The organism is uncultured Algibacter sp., from assembly GCF_947490405.1.
GTDB lineage: Bacteria > Bacteroidota > Bacteroidia > Flavobacteriales > Flavobacteriaceae > Algibacter_B.
Genome location: NZ_CANLGU010000003.1, coordinates 212,174 through 233,240 on the forward strand (window position 1 = coordinate 212,174; position 21,067 = coordinate 233,240).

Here is a 21,067-nt window from a genome sequence, read left to right on the forward strand (position 1 = left end):
TTAAATTTGCTTTAATTCGTTAATACTCCAATAGCCTAAAAGTGTTTCGATTTTAGAAACGTAGTCTTCGTATTTCAAAGGTTTTAAAACGTATCCAGCGATACCAATTCTATAACACTCTAATAAGTCTTTTTGATTGTTAGATGTTGTTAAAATTATGGTTGGAATATATTTTAAAACATCATCTTTCTTTAAAATATTCAAAAATTCGATACCATTTAGCTTTGGCATATTCAAATCTAACAAAATAATGTCAGGTAATTCGTCTTTTTTTTGTAAAATTTTAAGTGCTTCTTCTCCATTGTTGGCTTCCACAATGTTATGAGGTAATTCAAGTTTAGAAATTGTTCTATTCAATTTCATTACCTCTATCATATCGTCCTCAATAAGTAATATGTTTAATGTATTCATAGTCTCTCTTATATTTATCACCCGAAGGTAAATTATTAAACATTAATGGTTACCCATTTATCGATAGCTGAAATTTAAGTGTCGATGAATGGAAATTAAGTGTCGACGAATGGTATTTATCAAGTCGATTTAAACAAAAGTTTGTTTGAGACTCAAAAATTAAACTTTTCAATGTATAAAACATCTACTATTATGCAAAAAAGAAAGTTTTTCTTAGGGCTGCATTGTTTTGAAAACATTAACTGTATTAAAGTTTAGCAATGAATTATCTTGCTTACTAGAAATTAAAGAGATTTTCAAGTGTTTATAGTTAAACTACGAATAGGCTTTAGTATCTATGAACGGTATCTTTTACAAAGATTTAACTAGTGTCTTTTTCTCAAAACTACTTTTTGGTGCTTCACAAAGGGAGCACTCATAATCTGATGGTAAGTCTTTAAATGGTGTATTTGGAGTAATACCTTGAGTAATATCACCATAAGTATCATCATATACCGTTAAACATTCTGAGCATTGGTGCACTTCTTCTTCAGTAATTTCTTTTATTTCTTTCTGTTGGGTTTCGTCATCGCGTTCAGTACCTAATTGCTCAAAATATAACTGACTCAATTCCATTAACAAACCTGGTAATTCTAGTTTATCAACATCTTGAACATGCATAATGTATTTTCGAGTATTAGGATCGAAATTTTTGGCATAAAGTAAGTTATAAGTATCTCGTATTGTAAAGTCTCCTTTAATTTCTGGTGGTCTATTTTTTTCTATAACAATAGATGTAAAGTTATATGTATCGCTATCAAAACTTGAAATACCAAAGGTTAGCCCATAAGTACTTATATCATTTTGATCAAAATTTGTAACCAAATATTTTTTTAAACTTAATGCCTCTTTGTCGTTTACTGGCAAATGCCAATTCATCTCTAACATAGAGTGACGAACGTTAATACCATACTTTCCTAAAAACTTTTCCCATTGTAGTTTTGCTTTTAAAGGAATTCCTTTTACGATAAACGATTTCCATGGTGTAATAGATATTTTACCTATTTTATTTTCTGAGCACAACTCACACATGGCTTTTAAAAAAGGAATATCATACCTATTGTTCCGCCAATATAATCCTAACCAATAACGATCTTGACCAATACGATTCATTCCTTCGTAATAAGGAAATGGATAAAACGGAACCTCCAGAGGCTTATCTACTGTACGATTATTTGTATCTAAGGCATCACTAACCAAATCAAAAACCATCTCGATAGTTTCTGGCTCTTCAATTAAAATATTTTCAATGGCTAATTCAATCTTATCCATATCCCAACTATAAATTAAAGCGGGGTATATTTCTGTTTTTTTCCAATCAGGAAGGCGTAAATATAAATACCAATAATCTTCATGTTCAGAAGCTATAAAATTCACATTCCCTGTAAACAAAGGCACCAAACGTTGCATTGGATCTGTAACGTTTATTCTTAACTTGGGCTTATGTTTAAATTGTTCTAGAATATACAAATAACGATCACTTGTTAACCATGATGTGCTTGCTAAAATTTCAGTAGATACATAGGATGATGCTATATTTTCAATACCATCGCGTTTGGGTTTTACAAACTGAATTTTATCAAACTGTTCAAACTTACTTTCATCGATAGCCTCTGGAAAAATTATATCTTGTCGTGAACCAAAAGAAATAGCATCTAAACCCAAGCCTTCTGCAGCTTCGCAAATATATTTTAACTCACCCGGTGATAAAACACCACCATTAATCATTAATCTGTATGGCTCCATTATGCTAACACTTTTGAATTTTGAAGTATTTCTCTAACTTCAGTTTTACAACTTCCACAACCTAAACCTGCACCTGTTTTATTACACAACTCTGTAAAATCAGTACATCCTTTTGAAATGGCTTCATCTATATTTCCTGCCCCTACTTGACTGCAAGAACAAACAAGTTTTCCTAAAACAGGCACATCATTTGATGATCCGCGAAGAAGTTTATCACGCTTTTCTGCCATTTCTATTTTACTATCAATCATTGTTTTAAATTCGGCAAACTCGTTTTTATCACCCATTAAAACGGCTCCAATTAGTAAATCGTCTTTTACAATACACTTTTTATAATAGCGTTTTTTAATGTCTGTAAAAATAATCTCTTCATATGTATCATCATTTTCTGGAACATTAATTTCTCCAATACTACACAGATTTAGATCGTTAAATTTTAATATATTCATTAATACTGAACCACTATATGACGAACTTACATCTCCTGCAATAAAGTTTGCTAATATATTAGCTTGCTCTTCAGCAGCAGAGGTTATTCCGAATAACTGATTGTTAAATTCTGCTATTTCTCCTATTGCAAAAATATCTGGATGAGATGACTGTAAATGTTGATTTACTTTCACACCTCTTGTGCATTTTATACCATTTTCTCTTGCAATTTCCACATTAGGAATAGTACCAATAGCATAAACAATAGCATTGGCTGTTATAGATTTCCCACTTTTGAGTGTGATGTTTAGTTCCCCTGTATCTTCATCATCAAATACCGTACTAACTTCATTATCAAAATAAATCTGAATTCCACGTTCTTGGACATCTAGAGCTAGTAATTTACTAGACACTTTGTCTAACTGACGCTCCATTAAACGTGAACCACGTTGTACTATAGTGATTTTTGTATTTTTATGTTTCATAGCCGCAGCGAGCTCTAAACCTAACAAACCACCACCAACAATAACCACATGTTGTTCTTCAGGAGGTAAACCTGTAGCATCTAAATAGGATTTAAATTGGTCTGCATCTATTTTATTTCGCATAGTAAAACGCCCTGGCAAATCTATTTGCACGTCCTTTGGAATAAAGGCGCGACTTCCAGTTGCTAATATTAGCTTATCAAAACTATGAGTTGTACTATTACTATCTGTAACAGTTTTTTCTAATTTATCAATTTTTGTGATAAACGTTTCAGGGTGCAAATGTATATTGAGCTTATTAAGCTCTTTTTCTTTGATTTTAAGTAATTGCTCCCATGATAATTCTTCGGTTACATATTCTGGCAACAAAACTCTATTGTAAAACAAGTTTGGCTCTTTTGAAAACACATGAATTTCATCTGTTTCATTCTGCTCTCTATAATTCTGAACAAATCTAAATGCCGCAGCTCCAGCTCCAGCAATAACAATTTTTTCTGATGCTTTTTTATACTTTGAAACCGAAACACGTGTAAACTTAAAATCTGGTTCTTTTGAAACAGGATCTACATGCGTATTGGTTAAGTTGTTTGCCCTATTTAAGTTACTTTGCAATTGTTTCCCCCAATGCATTGGCAAAAACACTACACCTTTTTTAATACTATCAGTAACTTTAGCCCGAACTCTTACCACACCATTTTCGCCTTTTATTTCGGTAATAGCCCCGTTTTTTATTTTATATAAGTACGCATCAGTAGGATGGATTTCTAGTACAGGGGTAGGATAATGTGTCTTTAAACGCGATACCTTTCCTGTTTTAGTCATTGTATGCCATTGATCTCGCACACGCCCTGTAGTTAAAATTAAAGGATAGTTTTCATTGGGTAACACCGACGTATTTTGGATACTACTCGGTAAGTTAAATTGTGCTTTTTGTGATGGTGTATAAAACTTTTTGTCTTCAAAAAGTCTCGGAGTACCTTGATGTCTGTGTTCTGGTACTGGCCATTGAAATGTACCTTCCGTCTTTAATCTTTCATAATTTAAAAAAGATACATCAATATTAGTGCCTTTAGTCATTGATGCATACTCATCATAAATTTCACTGGCATTATTAAAATTAAAGCCTCTAAAGCCCATACGCTGCGCAAAATCACAAAAGATTTCAACATCTGGTCTAGCTTCTCCTGGAGCATCTATTTCTTTAGGTAAGTATGAGATTCTACGTTCAGAATTTGTCATCGTTCCTTCTTTCTCTAACCAAGCCGCTGCAGGTAAAACTAAATCTGCAAAAGCTACCGTATCAGATTTATGAGAAATCTCTTGAACCACTACAAACTTTGAGTTTTTCATAGCTTTCTCAATTCTATTTAAGTTAGGTAAACTTACCAATGGATTTGTACAGGCAATCCATACTGCTTTCATTTTCCCACTTTCTAAAGCATCAAACATTTCAGTAGCTGTTAATCCGGGTTTAGGGTTTATTTTATCAACCCCCCAAAATTGCGCCACTTCCCTACGATGCTCTTCATTCATCAAATCTTTATGTACAGCCAAAAGGTTTGCCATACCTCCAACCTCACGACCTCCCATTGCATTGGGCTGACCTGTTAAAGAAAACGGTCCAGCGCCTGGTTTTCCTACTTGTCCAGTAATTAACGATAAGTTTAAAAGTGATACATTTTTATCCGTTCCTACTACACTTTGATTGAGTCCCATAGCCCACATACTAATAAAACCTTTTGAAAGCCCTATCATATCTGCTGCTTTACGAATATCTTTTTCTGAAACTCCACATAATTTTGAGGCTTGCTTCAGTGTAGTTTTAAAGATTAAGTCCTTATAATCATCAAAACCTTGAGTATGCGCTTTTATAAACTTTTCATCTATCAAACCACGTTTATACAAACAGCGTCCGATGGCGTTGTATAAAATAACATCAGTTCCTGGTAGTAGTTGTAAATGCAAATCTGCAAAATTGGCTGTATCCGTTTTTCTGGGGTCAACAACTATAATATTTACACTAGGATTGTCTTCTTTATGTTTTTCTAAACGTCTAAATAAAATTGGATGGCACCATGCTGGGTTTGCTCCAGTGATTAAAAAAGTATCAGCTAATTCAATATCTGCATAAGAAATTGGAACACTATCTTCTCCAAATGTTTTTTTATAACCTACCACAGCAGAACTCATACATAAGCGCGAGTTGGTATCAATATTATTAGTACCTAAAAAGCCTTTAGTAAGTTTATTTGCAATGTAATATTCTTCTGTTAAACTTTGTCCTGAAACATAAAAGCCAACACTATCTGGCCCGTATTTTTTAATAATAGATTTAAAAACACTAGCTGCTCTATCTAAAGCATCATCCCAACTTACACGTTCTCTGGGATGTGATCTACTCCAACGCATTTCTGGATATAAAATTCTATCAGAAGTATCATTTGCTACATAGTGCAAATTCATCCCTTTAGAACATAACATGCCTTTATTAACAGGATGGTCTTTATCGCCTTCAACAAAAACAGTGTTATTATTATCTTTTTTAACAATAATACCGCAGCCTACACCACAATATGAACATGTTGTTTTTATTTCACTTTTAATCATCGGGACTAACTTTAAGTACTAATAAATACATTTTAATTTCAGAAAACAAATACCTAATTCATTATTCAGAATCACATAATTAAGGCACTAAAAATTTTATATTTAATAAAATTTTACATCTTATTTTTAACTTTTCACTTTCACAGGAATTAGTTTTTTAGCATCTATAGATGAATCTTCCCTTGCTATGGCCTCATCCTCTGATGAAAAACGGATTGTTAATGAAAGAAAAGCTGTAATAACTACCACAACACCTATAATAAAATAACCACCAGATACTGCCGAAGATGCTGCTGCAGATTGCGCTACACTAATAACATCTTCACCTAAACCTTGATTTGCCAAAATAGCTGCCTTTTCTGCCGCAGCAGATTGCGATTTTAATAACATGGCTGCTAAAAAAGCACCTACGTTTCCTCCAGCTCCTACAATACCAGAAACTGAACCAATCGCTTTTTTATTAATGAATGGTACTACTGAAAATGTTGCGCCTTCTGCCATTTGAACAGACAAACTAAATAGAATTAAAAAAACAATACCAACAACAATACTTGTTGAAGATGAAAACGTCATAAGCATAACTCCTTGAACAGTTAAAATTCCAGCTAGAAATAATACACGTCCGCGCAGTCCTTTTAATTTTCCAAATTTGTCTCCAAAAAAACCTCCAAGAGTTCTTGCAAAAATATTCATTAAAGCAAAGGATAATACAATGTTGCCAGCTGTAACACGTTTTAATTGAAAGGTGTTTTGTAAATAATCATCCATCGTACCATAAACCGTCAATTCTATACCAAAACACGCTGCGTACACTACAAACAAAATCCAAGTTCTGTAATCTTTTAAAACGGTACCAAAACCAACCTGATCTTTCTTTTTTTCTATCGCTATACCATTGGCTTTTAAATCCTTAAAGTTTCCTTTTGGCGTATCTTGTGTAAAATTATAATAGATAATACCCATTAAAAAACAAACGGCACCAGCAATAACCATAGAGTATCTCCAAGCTTCGCCTTCAGCTACACCAAAAGCTACTACTGCTGCTGCAATTAATGGCATGCCTAAGCGGTTAGCACCACCTCCTAAATTCCCCCATCCGGCTGATGTTGCATTGGCAGTTCCAACAATATTAGGGGCAAACATTAAAGAAGTATGTACTTGCGTAATAACAAAAGACGCCCCAATAAAACCTATAAATAAGCGGCATACTAAAAATTGTGTAGGTGTTTGCACTAAACCACATAAAATTACGGGAATAGCACCTAGCATTAATAACCATGTATAGCATAATCTTGGTCCGTATTTATCACACAATTTACCAATAAGTAAACGGGCAAACACAGTTCCTGAAACAGCCAAAATAATAGAATTCCATTTTTGATCTGGTGTTAAACCAAGGTCTCTAACTACATCTGGCATAAACGGTACAATACCAAACCACGAAAAGAAACATAAAAAGAAGGATATCGCAGTTATCCAAAATGTACGAATAGAAACATTTTTAAGATCGTATAGTTTTAATGATGTAGATTTAGTTGGTGTGGTGACATTCATAATTAAGTAGTTTATACGTACAAATCTACGTATTAATACTTAATTTTAAATGTTAAAATTAAGTAACAATAAATAATTGTGAGGTTGATAATTTAGTAATGTTGATTTTGAGGATTTGGTAAAATCAAGTTAGTAAACTGATTTTTTTTGCGAAATTTTAAAAAAGCATCATTTCACCTTATAAGGTTAAAACATGCTAAAAATGAATAACCAAATAATTATTGAAAAAGTATTGATATAAGTTCTCTAATGATATAGTATTTCTTTTATTGCATCTATATATTCGTCTTCTTTGTTATGTGAATCGATAACTAAACAGCAATAAATAAATTGTCTGAGGTAAATTTCAACAATTAAAAAATTAAGCACTAAACCAATCCAAACTCTTTAGCTTTATTACTCAATTCCATTAAGTTTTTAACTTCTAATTTTTTCATCAAATTAAAACGGTGTACTTCTGCGGTACGCTTGCTAATTTTGAGTTCATCAGCAATATCTTTGTTGTTTTTTAGCTCTAAAACTAAGCCTAAAATTTGCTTTTCGCGTTTTGTTAATTTAAAAGGATCTTCTTTGAATGAAGCCTTTTGAGAAGAAACATTGTTTGTATTGCCATTAACAAAATTATTCATGATTATAGCTGATACATCGCCTGTAAAATACTTCCCTCCAGAAGCCACTTTATTTAATGCTTTTAAAAACTCTTCTTTACTTGCTCCTTTTAATAAATAACCATCTGCTCCTGCTTGTATGGCCTGAACTACGTATTCTTCAGAATCATGCATGGACAATACTAATGTTTTTACACCTAAATTCAATTTACTAATTTCACCAACCACTTCAATACCATTCATTTCTGGCATACGTATATCTACAATCAATACATGCGGTTTGTTTCTTGAAATGACTTCTAAAGCTTCTTTTCCGTTTGATGCCTCATCAATTACAGCTACACCCGTTTGGTCTTCTAAAAGTGCCCGTATACCATCTCTAACTAAAACATGATCATCGGCTAATACAACATTAATTTTGTCCATAATTTCCTGTTATGCATACAAAAGTAATAAATTAAGTAATACTACGTAATTATGATTCTATATCACATATAAATTTTTATTAGAAGTAAATAATAAAAGATATTATTATGGATGATACTCCAATTTTGTATATTTAAAAATGATGAAAAAATTCATGTTTTTTATCTTAATTTTTATAGCTGTTTTTGCGCTTTACCTTTGGCAAAAAAAATCTATTAACAGATATGAATATTTTGAAAAAGGACAAAAACTAGAACATTTTAATGGCCTTAAATTTTCAGGTTCTGATGCTTGTATGTCTTGTCATGAAGATATTTATAACCAACATATAAAATCTGCTCATTTTTTAACCTCAACCTTACCTTCTGACAGTACCTTAAAAGGTATTCATGAAGCAATTTCTGATGGTTTCAAGGTAGGAAAACATCATAGTTATTCAATTGATAAAAAATGGAATGGCTTTTTTCAAATATTAGAAAATGATTCTACTAATAAAATTGTAAGGAAGGATAAGATTGATATTGTAATTGGATCAGGTGTAAAGGGGCAATCTTTTTTTAGTTGGGAAGGTGATAAATTATTTCAATTACAAACTTCATATTTTGTTCCTAGTAAAAAATGGATAAATAGCCCTGGTTATAAAGAAGAGTTAGCAGCTAAATTGCGACCAATTTCAGTAAGCTGTTTAGAATGTCATGCTACTTTTGCACAAACAACACCTCATAAACAAACCAAATATAATTTTAACAAAACCAATGATGAGTTCAATAAAAAAAGTATCATTTGGGGTGTAGATTGCGAACGTTGTCATGGACCAGCCGCAAAACATGTTGCATATCAAAATAAGTTTCCTAATGATACTATTGGAAAACATATTGTAAAACAAAACCAATTATCGCGCCAGCAAAAAATGGATATGTGCGCATTGTGCCATTCGGGTTCTAACAGAAAAAAAACTAATAAAGAATTTCATTTTGTTTTAGGTGACACTTTAGATAATTTCGTCTATAAAGATTTTAGGAGTTATTATAAATCTAAATATAAAGCTGCTGCTGATGTTCATGGAAATCAAGTAGAGCTTTTAGAATCTAGTAAATGTTTTGAAAAAACGGCTACTATGGATTGTACAACCTGCCATAATGCTCACGCTAACGAAAGAGGGAATTTAATTAACTTTAATACCAAATGTATAAACTGCCACAAGAACCAAAATATTAGTTGTAGTTTACCCGCGACTTCTTCAGCACAAGCACATAATGCCAGCAACTGTATTGATTGCCATATGCCAATATCAAAATCTAACTCAATGAAAATTCAAGATAACGATAGTTTAGTGCAAGTTGAAGTGCGCAGTCATCTTATAAAAATATATGAACCTACAACGGATAAAATAAATCAGTATATAAACAACTTATAAGTTGTATACATAGTTAGCACTATGCTTTTAAAGCAGTTGCTTGTATTTCAATTTTCATCTTATCATCAGCAAGTTTTGCAGAAAACATTGTTGCAGCAGGTTTAATATTACCTAAGTATTTTTTAAGAACTGGCCAACATGCTTCAAAATCTTCTACTTTTGGCAAAATATAAGTCACTCTTACTATATCTGATAAGCTTGCACCTGCTTCTTTTAATGTGTTTTCTATATTAATTAAACATTGTTCTGTTTGAACTACAACATCATCACTTATAGCCATTGTTTCATAGTGATACCCCGTAGTACCAGATACAAAAACCCAATTACCTTGTACTACAGCACGGGAATAACCTATTTTTTCTTCAAATGTTGATCCAGAGCTTATTAATTTTCTTTGCATTGTTTCTGGTTAATATGTATTTTACATTTATTACGCTTTTAACACATCTATCAAATCACATTAAACTAGATTAGATGCATGTAATTATTCAAATAAGAGTTTATATTGAGCTTATTTCGACACCACATAATCACTCCCTAGAGGCACATTTAATGTAACACGTGTACCTTTACCTTTTTCCGAAGTTAAAAATAAACGTCCTTCAATATATTTTATACGCTCTTTCATAAATGTCATACCCATACCGCCTTCACCTGTTTTTATACGTTTAACTTTATCAGGATCAAACCCTTTACCATTATCATCAATAACAATACTCAAAAGATTTTTACTATGCGATAACGATACTATAATATGTGTTGACTCCGCATATTTGATGGCATTATTAATAGCCTCTTGGGTAATACGGTAAATATTTATTTCAGCAAGTGAATCCAAGCGCTGGTTAAAATCAGATTTATTAAAAAGTACAATTTCTTTGCCAGTAAGTTTTGCCAGTTCTTGCACTAATTTTGTTAAAGCTGGAACAATGCCATGATCGGTTAATTCTGGAGGAGTTAGGTTAAAAGTTGCAGTACGTACTCCTTTTATAATATCCGTTGTTAACGCTTTTAAATGCTCAATTTTTGATGTTGCTTTTTCAACGTTTTTGGTGTCAATACTTTCTAAATTATATTTTAAACCAGTAAGCATCTGCCCTATACCATCATGCACATCTTTAGCAATACGGTTTTGTTCTTTTTCTTGATTCTCAATAATTTTACTAGAGATAATTTTTTGTTGATTCATCTTCTCTTCAAAACTCTTTTCTGTGAGTCTATCAATCTCCAATTGAGCCGCCTTACGTTCTGTAATTTCCGAAGCAATAATCAATAATTCAGATTTATCACTTGTGGGACTATAAGGTATAACTGCCATTTCTAACCACACATCTTTATGCTCCTTACAGGTTGCTTTAACCTCGCCTTTCCAACCCGTTTTTTTATATTTTTTAATAATGTCTTCAATATATAGTTGCTCGTTTTCTAACTGTGAAATTGCTTTCCAAAACGGCACAGCATCATTAAAATCTGAAAACTTAAATAATCGCGAAAACTTATTACCCATGTGTATCAATGTGCCATCTGGTAGAGTTCTTGCAAAGAGTAATGTTTCATCCATAGCACGCGTTAGTGTACTTAATTCTTGAATGGATTTTTCTCTAGCTTTACTCAATTCATCTGCATCAAAAGCCATTTGTTTTGCTTGTTTTTCAGCAGACAATAGTTCTGCTAACGTATACCGTACCGATTTCGCTGCAGGCCAAAAAATAAATAAAAACTCACCGAGAAGGATTGCTAATGTTAGTATCGTCAACCAAAATTCAAGTTTACGTAACCATGCAACTTTTTCCTCAGCTTCAACATCATATTGATTCACAATCGCGTCCATTTGTTTTAAAAACGCACCTTCATTTGCTTTAACAATTGTTACATCGTTTATATAGGTAGACGAATTTGTATTTGTATTCTCAATTTTAGTTATAATAGATTTTGAGGCTTTGGCAATGGTATCAAAAACAGGATTTAAAGCTGAAAATTTTAAAGATATGGCAGCACTATTTGTTTTGGGCAATCCCAAACTATCGTTACCATTTTGAAGCGCATGATGTGAAAACTCCCATACACTCAGTGTTTCCTTTAAATTATTTTTAATGTTTTGTTGCTCTTCTAAACTTGATGTAGACGATAAAGACACCACATTTTTTGCCAATTTTTGACTCAGCATACGTTGTCGTCCTGCAATATTTATAACTCTAGAATCACTTTCCTGATCACTTAAATGGGTACGAATTAAAATTTGACTTATTATAACAGAAAGTGCAATGGTACTAAAACCAATAATGTACAAGCGGCGCAGTTTATCAAAAGTCCGTTGGTCTAATGAATTGCCGTTTTGTACCATACTTCAAAAAATTTACGCTAAAGCTTGTTTTATTAAGCCTAAAGATTTTTCAGAAAAATTAAGCTTTAAGGCTTCTTGTTGCCCTTCGTCAGACATTTTAACCCATGTCTTTTGTAGAATATCAATTACCTTTTCATCTGGATGTTTTTCAGCAAACTCTTCAAAATAGTAATCTAAAAACACCAAACAGATAGTATCTTCTAAAGCCTGAGACTCTTCATTTTTTTTGATGAGCTTCTTTAGTATTATTTTTCTAATCCTTTCATCAAACTGAGCATCATAACCAACTTGTTTCAATATTTCAGATGTTAAATCAGCATGCATCTTCTTTAGTGTTTCACGCCATTTTAAATAGCCAACTCTGTCCATTGGATATTCATCACGTGCAATTTTCCATCTACAAATATGTTGTGCGCGGGCAGCAAGTTGTAATGCCTTAGACGCATCTGGTTTAAATTGTAATAACTTTCGCGTCATTCTTTGGGAATACAAAAGCTCTTTAGGGTATTTAATACCAGCAACTTGATATGTATTTACATCTTCAGAATTTGCCTTATCAATAAGTGCAATGGCTGTTTCAAAACGTGTTGGTTTCATATGGGTATATTCTATTAAAGACTACTCAGCCAATATACAGAATTACTTTTTCAAATTTGAAGAGAATTTTAGAATTTTATTTAACATTAATTCTATTCATCAAAACCAACATAGACATAGCCTTCCTCTACTTTTACAGGGTAAACAGCAATGGCATTTAAATCTGAGTTTAAATTCTCTCCTGTTTCTAAGGAAAATGTTTTTTTATGTAGTGGACAAGCTACTTTTGGAATACCTTTATCGTCTCCAATCATACCTCTACTCAAAACCATTTCCATTTTATGCGGACAAAGATTCTGGCATGCATACCACTTATTTAATCTCGTAAAATTAAAAACAGCAATTTGCTTGTCTTTATACTTAATACAAGCACCACCATCCTTGGGAAAATCTTTTACTGATGCTGCTTTAAACCAAACTTTTACGTTTGTAAGTTCAGTAGCTTTGTATTTGTCTAAAATTGTTTCCATCTTGTTTTTAATTTTATTACTGTTAATTACACCCAAGGTTCTGGCATTTTTTGATCGCGCATTGGCACAAAAACCAAGTTATCATCTTCATCCTCACTATTCACAAAATGGTTAAAACGTTTCATCATTTCTGGATCGTTAACCGCCTGTGTCCACTCACATTCAAACCTATTAACTAAGGTTTGCATTTCCTTTTCTAAATCTTCTGCAATACCTAATTTATCTTCTATAATGACTTCTTTCAAGTAATCCAAACCACCTTCAAGACGTTCTTGCCATGCAGCAGTACGTTGTAGTGGTTTTGCAGTTCTCATGTAAAACATTAAATACCTATCTAAGTATTTTATGACCGTAGCATTATCTATTTGTTCAGCAAATAATTCAGCATGACGCGGATTTGCACCACCGTTTCCTCCAACATATAAATTCCATCCACCTTCAACAGCAATTAAACCAAAATCCTTACCACGTGCCTCAGCACATTCGCGAATACATCCAGATACACCACCTTTTATTTTATGCGGTGCTCTAATGCCTCTGTAGCGGTTTTCTAACTCTATACCAAAGCTTACACTTTCATCCATACCATAACGACACCATGTTGAACCTACACAGGTTTTTACAGTTCTCAGCGATTTTCCATAAGCATGCCCGCTTTCAAAACCATGGCTAATTAATTCTTTCCAAATTAAAGGCAACTGATTTAAGGTGGCACCAAATAAATCTATACGCACACCGCCTGTAACCTTTGTATATAAATCGTATTTTTTAGCTATTTGGCCAAGAGCAATTAATTTATCAGGTGTAATTTCACCACCCGGAACACGTGGTACTACAGAATATGTCCCATTACGTTGAATATTTGCTAAAAACCTATCATTGGAGTCTTGAATCGCATATTCCTTATTAGCAGTATCAGCATGTATTGTTGCCATTAAAGATGCAATAAGTGGCTTACACAACTCACATCCATGACCACCATTACCATAGTTATCTAAAACCTCGTTAAATGTTGTATAACCTTTTACTTCTATAATTTTATATAAATCTTGTCTGTTATAATCAAAATGTTCACACACCGAATCTTTAACTTCAATACCTAAAGATTTAAGCGTTGCATTTGTTAAATCTGCAACCATAGGTTTACAACCGCCACAACCCGTACCTGCTTTAGTACAGCTTACAACGCTACCTAAATCTGTAGCTTCTCCGCTTTCTATAACACCACAAATTTGGCCTTTGGTTACACTCTCGCAAGAACATATTTGAGCTTCGTCTGGTAAATCCATAACATCACCAAGCAATGCACCACCCTCGCTAGTAGGCAATATTAATTGCGCAGGATCTTCTGGAATGGCCATACCGTTTAAATATACTTGATGTAACATGCTATAATCTGCAGCATCACCAACTAGAATACCACCTAGTAATTTTTTCCCATCATGACTTACATTAATACGTTTGTATAAATGCTGTGTTTTATTTTCGAATATGATGGAATGCCCTTTAGAAGCAGGCATAAACGGTTCTCCAAAACTTGCGACATCAACACCAATTAATTTTAATTTGGTAGACATATCAATATCTGCTGGCATTAGCTTATCGGTATTTCCAATAATTTGTTGCACTGCAACATCTGCCATATCATATCCTGGAGCTACCAAACCGTATATCATTTGGTTGTACAATGCAATCTCACCAATGGCGTAAATATGCGCATCTGAAGTTTTCATGGTATTATCTACCACAACACCACCACGCACACCAACCTCTAATCCGCAAGCTCTAGCTAATTCATCTCTAGGTCTAATTCCTGCTGAAACTATTAGCATATCAACATCTAGCACATCATCTTCACCAAACTCCATAGCCGTAATTTTGCCATCGCCTAAAATTTGATTTGTAGCTTTACTTAAGTGAATATTTAACCCAATAGATTCTAATTTTAATTGCAACACTTGCGAGCTTCTAGAATCTAATTGCCTTGGCATGAGTTTAGAGGCAAACTCTACAACATGTGGTTCTAGACCCATATCTAAAACTGCTTTTCCAGCCTCTAAGCCTAATAAACCGCCACCTAAAATTGCAGCTCTACCATCTGACTTTTCTGCATTAATTTTAGCGGCATAAGCCAGCATATCCTCTAAATCTTCAATAGTTCTGTAAACAAACACACCTTCTTTCTCTACGCCTTTTATTGGCGGCACAAAGGGTGATGACCCCGTTGCTAATACTAAATAATCATAAGAAAACTCACGATCCTTAGCTGTGGTAATTGTTTTTGAACTTCTGTTGATATCAGCAACACGCTCACCAGTAATTAAGTCAACATTATGTTCAGCATACCATTCTGCTGGTGCCATTTCTAAAGCTTTAGCATCTTGGTTTTCAAAGAACTCACTTAAATGAACTCTATCATAAGCTGGTCTTGGTTCTTCACCAAATATTGTGATTTTAAAATCTTTACTTTCAGCTTGTGCTACAAATTTTTCACAAAATTTATAACCTACCATTCCATTTCCAACTACAATAACTTGTTGCATAATTACGTATTTGAAAACAAAACTAAGTATTTATACTTATTTTTATATATAAAAAATTAATAAATTTACGTATGATAGTAATTATTGAAGATTTCTCAAATTGGTAGGTTGATAATTATCTTTTCAGAAATTTGACATAGATTTTTTATTGAAAATTTAAGATTTTCATACGAAGTTTTTAGAATAATACTAGCAAGTAAAAACGTTCTAGACGATTTAGCCATTATCTAGCAGAAAGACGCGTTAGGGATTGAAACGGCAGCTTTTGGCGAGGCGTGCATCGAGCCAAAACTATTAGTGGAAAGCCCGACCCCCTTGGGTAACGCCAAAAAAAACACAGATAATTGTTTTATACTTTATGAACTGTGATGCGTACACTTTTTGATGCTGGTGTTTTAGCTGTATGAGCAAAACTATCTAGGGGAACTAATATATTGGTTTCTGGGAAATACGTAGCACAACAGTTTTTGGGAATATCATAACCTACAACTTTAAAACTATTGGCCTCTCGAGTGACACCGTTGTATTCTGATTTTAAATTTACTACATCGTACGTTTCCAAACTACGTAGTTTCATATCTTCTCGATTCATGAAAATAATGCGGCGTTCGTTATAAACACCTCTATATCTATCATCTAAACCATAAATAGTGGTATTAAATTGATCGTGACTGCGAATTGTCATCATTATTAATTCATTTTCTTTTAATTGCCACTTTGGTAACTTATTCTTGCTAAAATTTGCTTTTCCTGTTTTGGTTTTAAATTGTCTAATACGAGCACCATTAGGCAAATAAAAACCTGCTGGCTGTTTTAACTTTTTGTTATAATCAGTAAAACCAGCAACAACCTCAGCTATATCCTCTCGGACTAGATTATAATCATCCTGATATTGTAACCATTTTACTTTAGACTTTTCCCTTAAAGTCGCATTTGCTAGACCACATACTACGGCAACCTCACTTAGCAAATTATCTGAACACGGTTCTAAAACCCCTTTTGTAGTATGTACTACACCCATAGAATTCTCTACACTTTGCATTTGAATTCCTGATTTTTGATAGTCTTTTTCTGTACGTCCTAAACATGGCAAAATTAAAGCCTCTTTTCCTGTGACTAAATGCGAACGATTAAGCTTAGTACTGACATGAACTGTTAAATTACAATTTGCCAAAGCTTGAGCTGAGTAAAATGTATCTGGAACTGCAGAAATAAAATTACCTCCCATACCAATAAACACTTTAGCCTTTTCTTGATACATAGCTTTTATAGCATCTATTACAGAATAACCGTGTTTATTAGTTGGTTTAAATCCATATTTAGCTTCTATTTTATCTAGGAATGCTTGAGGTGCAGATTCCCAAATACCTACAGTTCTATCGCCTTGTACATTAGAATGCCCTCGTACTGGGCAAGTCCCAGCACCTTCTTTACCTATACTACCTTTTAATAGCAATAAATTGACTAATTCGCGAATATTATCCACAGCATTTTCGTGCTGCGTTAAACCCATTGCCCAACAAATAATGATTTTATTATTATTCAGAATTAAGTCAAATACTTCATCAAAAATAGCTTTTGAAATACCTGAAGCTTCCAAACATTCATTAAAATCATACGTTTTTAAATCTGAAATAAAAGCGTCATAACCTTGAGTAAATTCATTTATAAATACTTTATCAAACACATTACCTTTTAGTTCTTCTTGCTCTAATAATTTTAATAATATCGCTTTAAAAAATGCTACATCTCCATTTATTGTAATTGGCACAAAAATATCAGCTATTTGAGTGCCTCCTGACATAAGTTTTACTGGACTTTGCGGATTAGTAAACTTTATCAATCCTGCTTCAGGTAATGGATTGATTGCTATTATTTTACCACCATTTTTTTTTGTTTTTTCTAGAGCTGTTAACATTCTTGGATGGTTTGTTCCTGGATTTTGCCCAACAACTATAACTACTTCAGCTTTATATAAATCATCTAAGGTTACAGATCCTTTACCAATTCCTAAGGTTTCAGATAAAGCACTTCCACTCGCTTCATGACACATGTTTGAACAATCTGGTAAATTTGATGTACCATATTCACGAACAAATAACTGATATAAAAAAGCAGCTTCATTGGTTGTTCTTCCTGAAGTATAAAAAACTGCTTCATCAGGATTTTTTAAAGCATTTAAATGTTCGCTAACTTTTTTAAAAGCAGCTTTCCAATCTATAGGTTGATAATGTGTTGCTCCTTCAGGAAGGAACATAGGTTCTGCTAATCGTCCGGACTTACCAATTTCAAAATCAGACCAACTCGACAATTCATCTACTGAATGTTTAGTAAAAAAGTCTTTACCAATAGTTTTGCTTTGCGCTTCTTCTGCAATAGCTTTAATACCATTTTCACAAAATTCACCTAGCGAAGAACGCTCATCATCTGGATCTGGCCACGCACAACCTGGGCAATCAAAACCACCTTTCTGGTTCATTTTTTTAGCTAGCTTAAACGCATCAGTAATTTTCATGTACTTTGACACTTGACCAATAGAGTTTTTAATAGCAGAAAACCCAACGCTATTTTTTGGACGTTGGGTAGTTTCTATTTTTAAAAATTCTTCTGGTGTTTTAGCCTTATTCTTTGGTGATAATGCCATTTAAAACGTATTAACCTATAATTTTTTCTTCAACATTAATGTACTTTGCGTATGGAAATTTAGTTAAACGATTTCCTGTAGCCTTATAAATGGCATTAGCAACCGCAGCACCTACTGGTGGTAACGTAGGTTCTCCAAGACCTGTTGGTGCAACATCACTTTCAATAAAATGCACATCTACTTTTGGAGTTTGCGCCATTCGTATCAATTGGTAACCATTAAAATTATTTACAGATGGCACACCATCTTTAAAACTAAAATCAGCATATAACGCATGACCAATACCATCTAAAACACCACCTTTAGCTTGATTCATAGCTCCCAGAGGATTTACGACAATACCACAATCTATAGCACAAGTTACTTTTTTAACCACAGGAAATCCATTTTCCATAATCACATCTGCAACCTCAGCAACATGTGTGTTATGGCAATAATACACAGATAAACCTTGATAAACATCATCTGCAGTTTTACCCCAATTAGAAACTTCTACCACCTTTTTTAACACCCCTTGCAAGCGTTCTGGACTGTACTCTATGTTTGCATCAGGATTCTTCTTTACATTATCTAATAAATCCATATGCAATTGCACACGATCTATACCCAACTCCTCAGCTAATTCATCAAAGAAGCTTTGTTCTGCACTCGCTAAAAAATTAGTATAGGGCGCTCTCCACGCTCCTACGCTTATATTACTTTTTAATCGTACACTATCTACTTGATAATTTTCAATAGCACCCGCAGGAAAGAAATTTGGAATTAACCCATACATATTGCCATTTATACAAGCTTCTTTTAAATGATAGCCTGTTAACTTACCATCTTTTATAGAAGCGGAAATTTTATATTTGCTTGCAGGCCTGTAAACACCTGTTGCCATATCATCTTCTCTTGTAGATACCATTTTTACGGGCTTTTTAATAGCATCTGAAATTTCGGCTGCCTCTAAAACATAATCATTATATAAACGTCTACCAAAACCGCCTCCCATTCTAGTAAGATCAACATGAATATCTTCTACAGGTCTCCCAAGCATACTGGCAACCGCACCTTCTGCAGCTTCAGGAGTTTGTGTTGGTCCAACCAAATGCACTTTATCTTCAGTAACATTCGCAAAGAAATTCATAGGTTCCATCGTATTATGCGGTAAAAACGTGGATTCATAAACACGTTCTAACACTTTATCAGCATTTGCAAATGCCTTTTTAACATTCCCGTCTTTACGTCGGGTTCTAAACTTTTTACCATGTAATAAACTTAACAGTTTTTCATCATGGTCTTCAGTACTTTCTAAATCGGAGTCTGTTTTCCACGTCGCTGTTATTTCTTTTTTACCTTTTATTACGTCCCAAGTTGTTTTTCCAATAACCACAACTTTGTCCGTTGTGCTCAATTTTACACTCCAATTAGGTTTACCTTCGCTTAGTAAAGTTCTTGCTTTTTCGCCTATAGTAATTACATCTATAACGCCAGGTAATTCCTTAGCTTTTGATGCATCATAAGATTCTAACATTTGTCCGAATGCAGGTGGTCTTAATACAGAAGCATACACCATACCTTCTTCTTTATAGTCTAACCCAAAGAGTGGTTTTCCTGTAATGATTTTATCCATATCTACATTACCTTTTCCCTTACCAATGATGGTAAAGTCATTTGGATCTTTTAAAGTCACTTCCTCTGGAACATCTAAAATAGCAGCTGCTTCCACAACATCACCATAACCTAAAGTATCTCCATTAGCATTATAAATAACAGCTTCTTTAGCACTACACGTCTTAGCGTCAACGCCCCAACGTGCAGCAGCAGCATTAATCAACATCTGTTTTGCCGTTGCACCTGTTTCTCTTAATGGTTGCCAACTTCTTCGAATGGACTGACTACCACCAGCCACTTGTCCACTAAAATTTTCAGTATCCAATGGTGCCTGTACCACATAAACGTCATCCCAAGCCACATCTAACTCTTCTGCAATTATCATAGGCATCGATGTTTTTACACCTTGTCCTATTTCTGGATTTACAGAATAGATGGTTACCTTACCTTCTGGAGATATTTTAATATAAGCATTAAAATCCTTGTAGTTAAGGCTACTTAAATCTACAGGCATTTTAACATCTGATTTACAGGCATTAAATAAATTAAACCCAATTAACATACCACCACTTGCAAGTGCTGATGTTTTTAAGAATGATCTTCTACTAAATGTATCTTTCATTTTGTCTTTTATAAATAGGTTAACTTAATTTTTCTGAAGCAACCTTAACTGCTTCCTCAATACTATTATAAGAGGCACATCTACAAATATTACCATTCATAGCATTTCGAATATCATTATTTGTGGGATTTGGATTTTCATTTAAGAACGCAGAAGCGGTCATAATCTGTCCAGATTGACAGTAGCCACATTGTGGCACATCAATTTCTTTCCAAGCTTGTTGTACAGGATGACTTCCATCTTCAGACAACCCTTCAATGGTAGTTATAGCAGCATCTTCTATCTGTGATACTTGTAGCAAACAACTTCTTGTGGCATTCCCATCTATGTGCACAGTGCAAGCTCCACATTGCCCAATACCACAACCAAATTTTGTCCCTACGAGGTTAATATGGTCTCGAAGCACCCACAATAGCGGCGTATCTGCATCTGTTTCAACAGTATGCGTTTTTCCATTGATTTTTAAGTTGAATGTTGGCATAGTCGTAATATTTATTCTGACAGTAAATTACAAAAAAATTAAAGTTAT

Annotated in this window: 14 protein-coding genes; 1 reads left to right on the forward strand and 13 read right to left on the reverse strand. The window is 33.6% G+C overall.

Annotation, left to right across the window (positions count from 1 at the left end):
- From Q0772_RS08715 to Q0772_RS08735, 5 genes are all read right to left on the reverse strand, one after another.
- On the reverse strand, positions 1–411 hold the full coding sequence (locus Q0772_RS08715; RefSeq protein ID WP_298343056.1) for a response regulator: 411 nt from the start codon (positions 409–411) through the stop codon (positions 1–3).
- A gap of 351 nt (positions 412–762) precedes the next feature.
- On the reverse strand, positions 763–2,196 hold the full coding sequence (locus tag Q0772_RS08720) for a rubredoxin (RefSeq protein WP_298343059.1): 1,434 nt from the start codon (positions 2,194–2,196) through the stop codon (positions 763–765).
- Positions 2,196–5,717, reverse strand: coding sequence for a nitrate reductase (locus Q0772_RS08725; RefSeq protein ID WP_298343061.1), 3,522 nt, complete (start codon positions 5,715–5,717; stop codon positions 2,196–2,198). The genes Q0772_RS08720 and Q0772_RS08725 overlap by 1 nt, the downstream gene beginning before the upstream one ends.
- Positions 5,718–5,843: 126 nt before the next feature.
- On the reverse strand, positions 5,844–7,271 hold the full coding sequence (locus Q0772_RS08730) for an MFS transporter (RefSeq protein ID WP_298343064.1): 1,428 nt from the start codon (positions 7,269–7,271) through the stop codon (positions 5,844–5,846).
- A gap of 368 nt (positions 7,272–7,639) precedes the next feature.
- Positions 7,640–8,305: a response regulator transcription factor gene (locus Q0772_RS08735; protein WP_298343067.1), complete on the reverse strand. Its 666-nt coding sequence runs from the start codon at positions 8,303–8,305 to the stop codon at positions 7,640–7,642.
- Between the two features lie 139 nt (positions 8,306–8,444).
- On the opposite strand from Q0772_RS08735, the gene Q0772_RS08740 reads away from it, so the two are divergent.
- Complete coding sequence (locus Q0772_RS08740; RefSeq protein ID WP_298343070.1) at positions 8,445–9,722, forward strand: multiheme c-type cytochrome; 1,278 nt, start codon at positions 8,445–8,447, stop codon at positions 9,720–9,722.
- Positions 9,723–9,741: 19 nt separating this feature from the next.
- Here the strand turns inward: Q0772_RS08740 and Q0772_RS08745 are convergent, their stop codons facing one another.
- The 8 genes from Q0772_RS08745 to Q0772_RS08780 all read right to left on the reverse strand — a co-directional run bounded on the left by Q0772_RS08745 (position 9,742) and on the right by Q0772_RS08780 (position 21,019).
- Positions 9,742–10,122 carry a RidA family protein gene (locus Q0772_RS08745; protein ID WP_298343073.1) on the reverse strand — a complete coding sequence of 127 codons (381 nt, stop codon included), beginning with the start codon at positions 10,120–10,122 and terminating at the stop codon, positions 9,742–9,744.
- A 111-nt stretch (positions 10,123–10,233) separates the two neighbouring features.
- Positions 10,234–12,066, reverse strand: a complete 1,833-nt coding sequence (locus tag Q0772_RS08750) for a type IV pili methyl-accepting chemotaxis transducer N-terminal domain-containing protein (protein ID WP_298343077.1) — start codon at positions 12,064–12,066, stop codon at positions 10,234–10,236.
- 12 nt (positions 12,067–12,078) lie between these two features.
- Positions 12,079–12,663 (reverse strand): DUF4202 domain-containing protein, encoded by a 585-nt coding sequence (locus Q0772_RS08755; RefSeq protein WP_298343080.1) that lies wholly within the window; start codon positions 12,661–12,663, stop codon positions 12,079–12,081.
- A gap of 92 nt (positions 12,664–12,755) precedes the next feature.
- A complete protein-coding gene (nirD, locus tag Q0772_RS08760) occupies positions 12,756–13,133 on the reverse strand; it encodes a nitrite reductase small subunit NirD (RefSeq protein WP_298343082.1) in 378 nt (125 codons plus the stop codon).
- Positions 13,134–13,159: 26 nt separating this feature from the next.
- A complete protein-coding gene (gene nirB, locus Q0772_RS08765; RefSeq protein WP_298343085.1) occupies positions 13,160–15,676 on the reverse strand; it encodes a nitrite reductase large subunit NirB in 2,517 nt (838 codons plus the stop codon).
- Between the two features lie 349 nt (positions 15,677–16,025).
- Positions 16,026–18,320: an FdhF/YdeP family oxidoreductase gene (locus tag Q0772_RS08770; RefSeq protein WP_298343088.1), complete on the reverse strand. Its 2,295-nt coding sequence runs from the start codon at positions 18,318–18,320 to the stop codon at positions 16,026–16,028.
- Between the two features lie 10 nt (positions 18,321–18,330).
- Positions 18,331–20,538, reverse strand: a complete 2,208-nt coding sequence (locus Q0772_RS08775; RefSeq protein ID WP_298343092.1) for a molybdopterin cofactor-binding domain-containing protein — start codon at positions 20,536–20,538, stop codon at positions 18,331–18,333.
- A 19-nt stretch (positions 20,539–20,557) separates the two neighbouring features.
- Complete coding sequence (locus Q0772_RS08780) at positions 20,558–21,019, reverse strand: (2Fe-2S)-binding protein (protein WP_298343094.1); 462 nt, start codon at positions 21,017–21,019, stop codon at positions 20,558–20,560.
- Between the last annotated feature and the right edge of the window lie 48 nt (positions 21,020–21,067).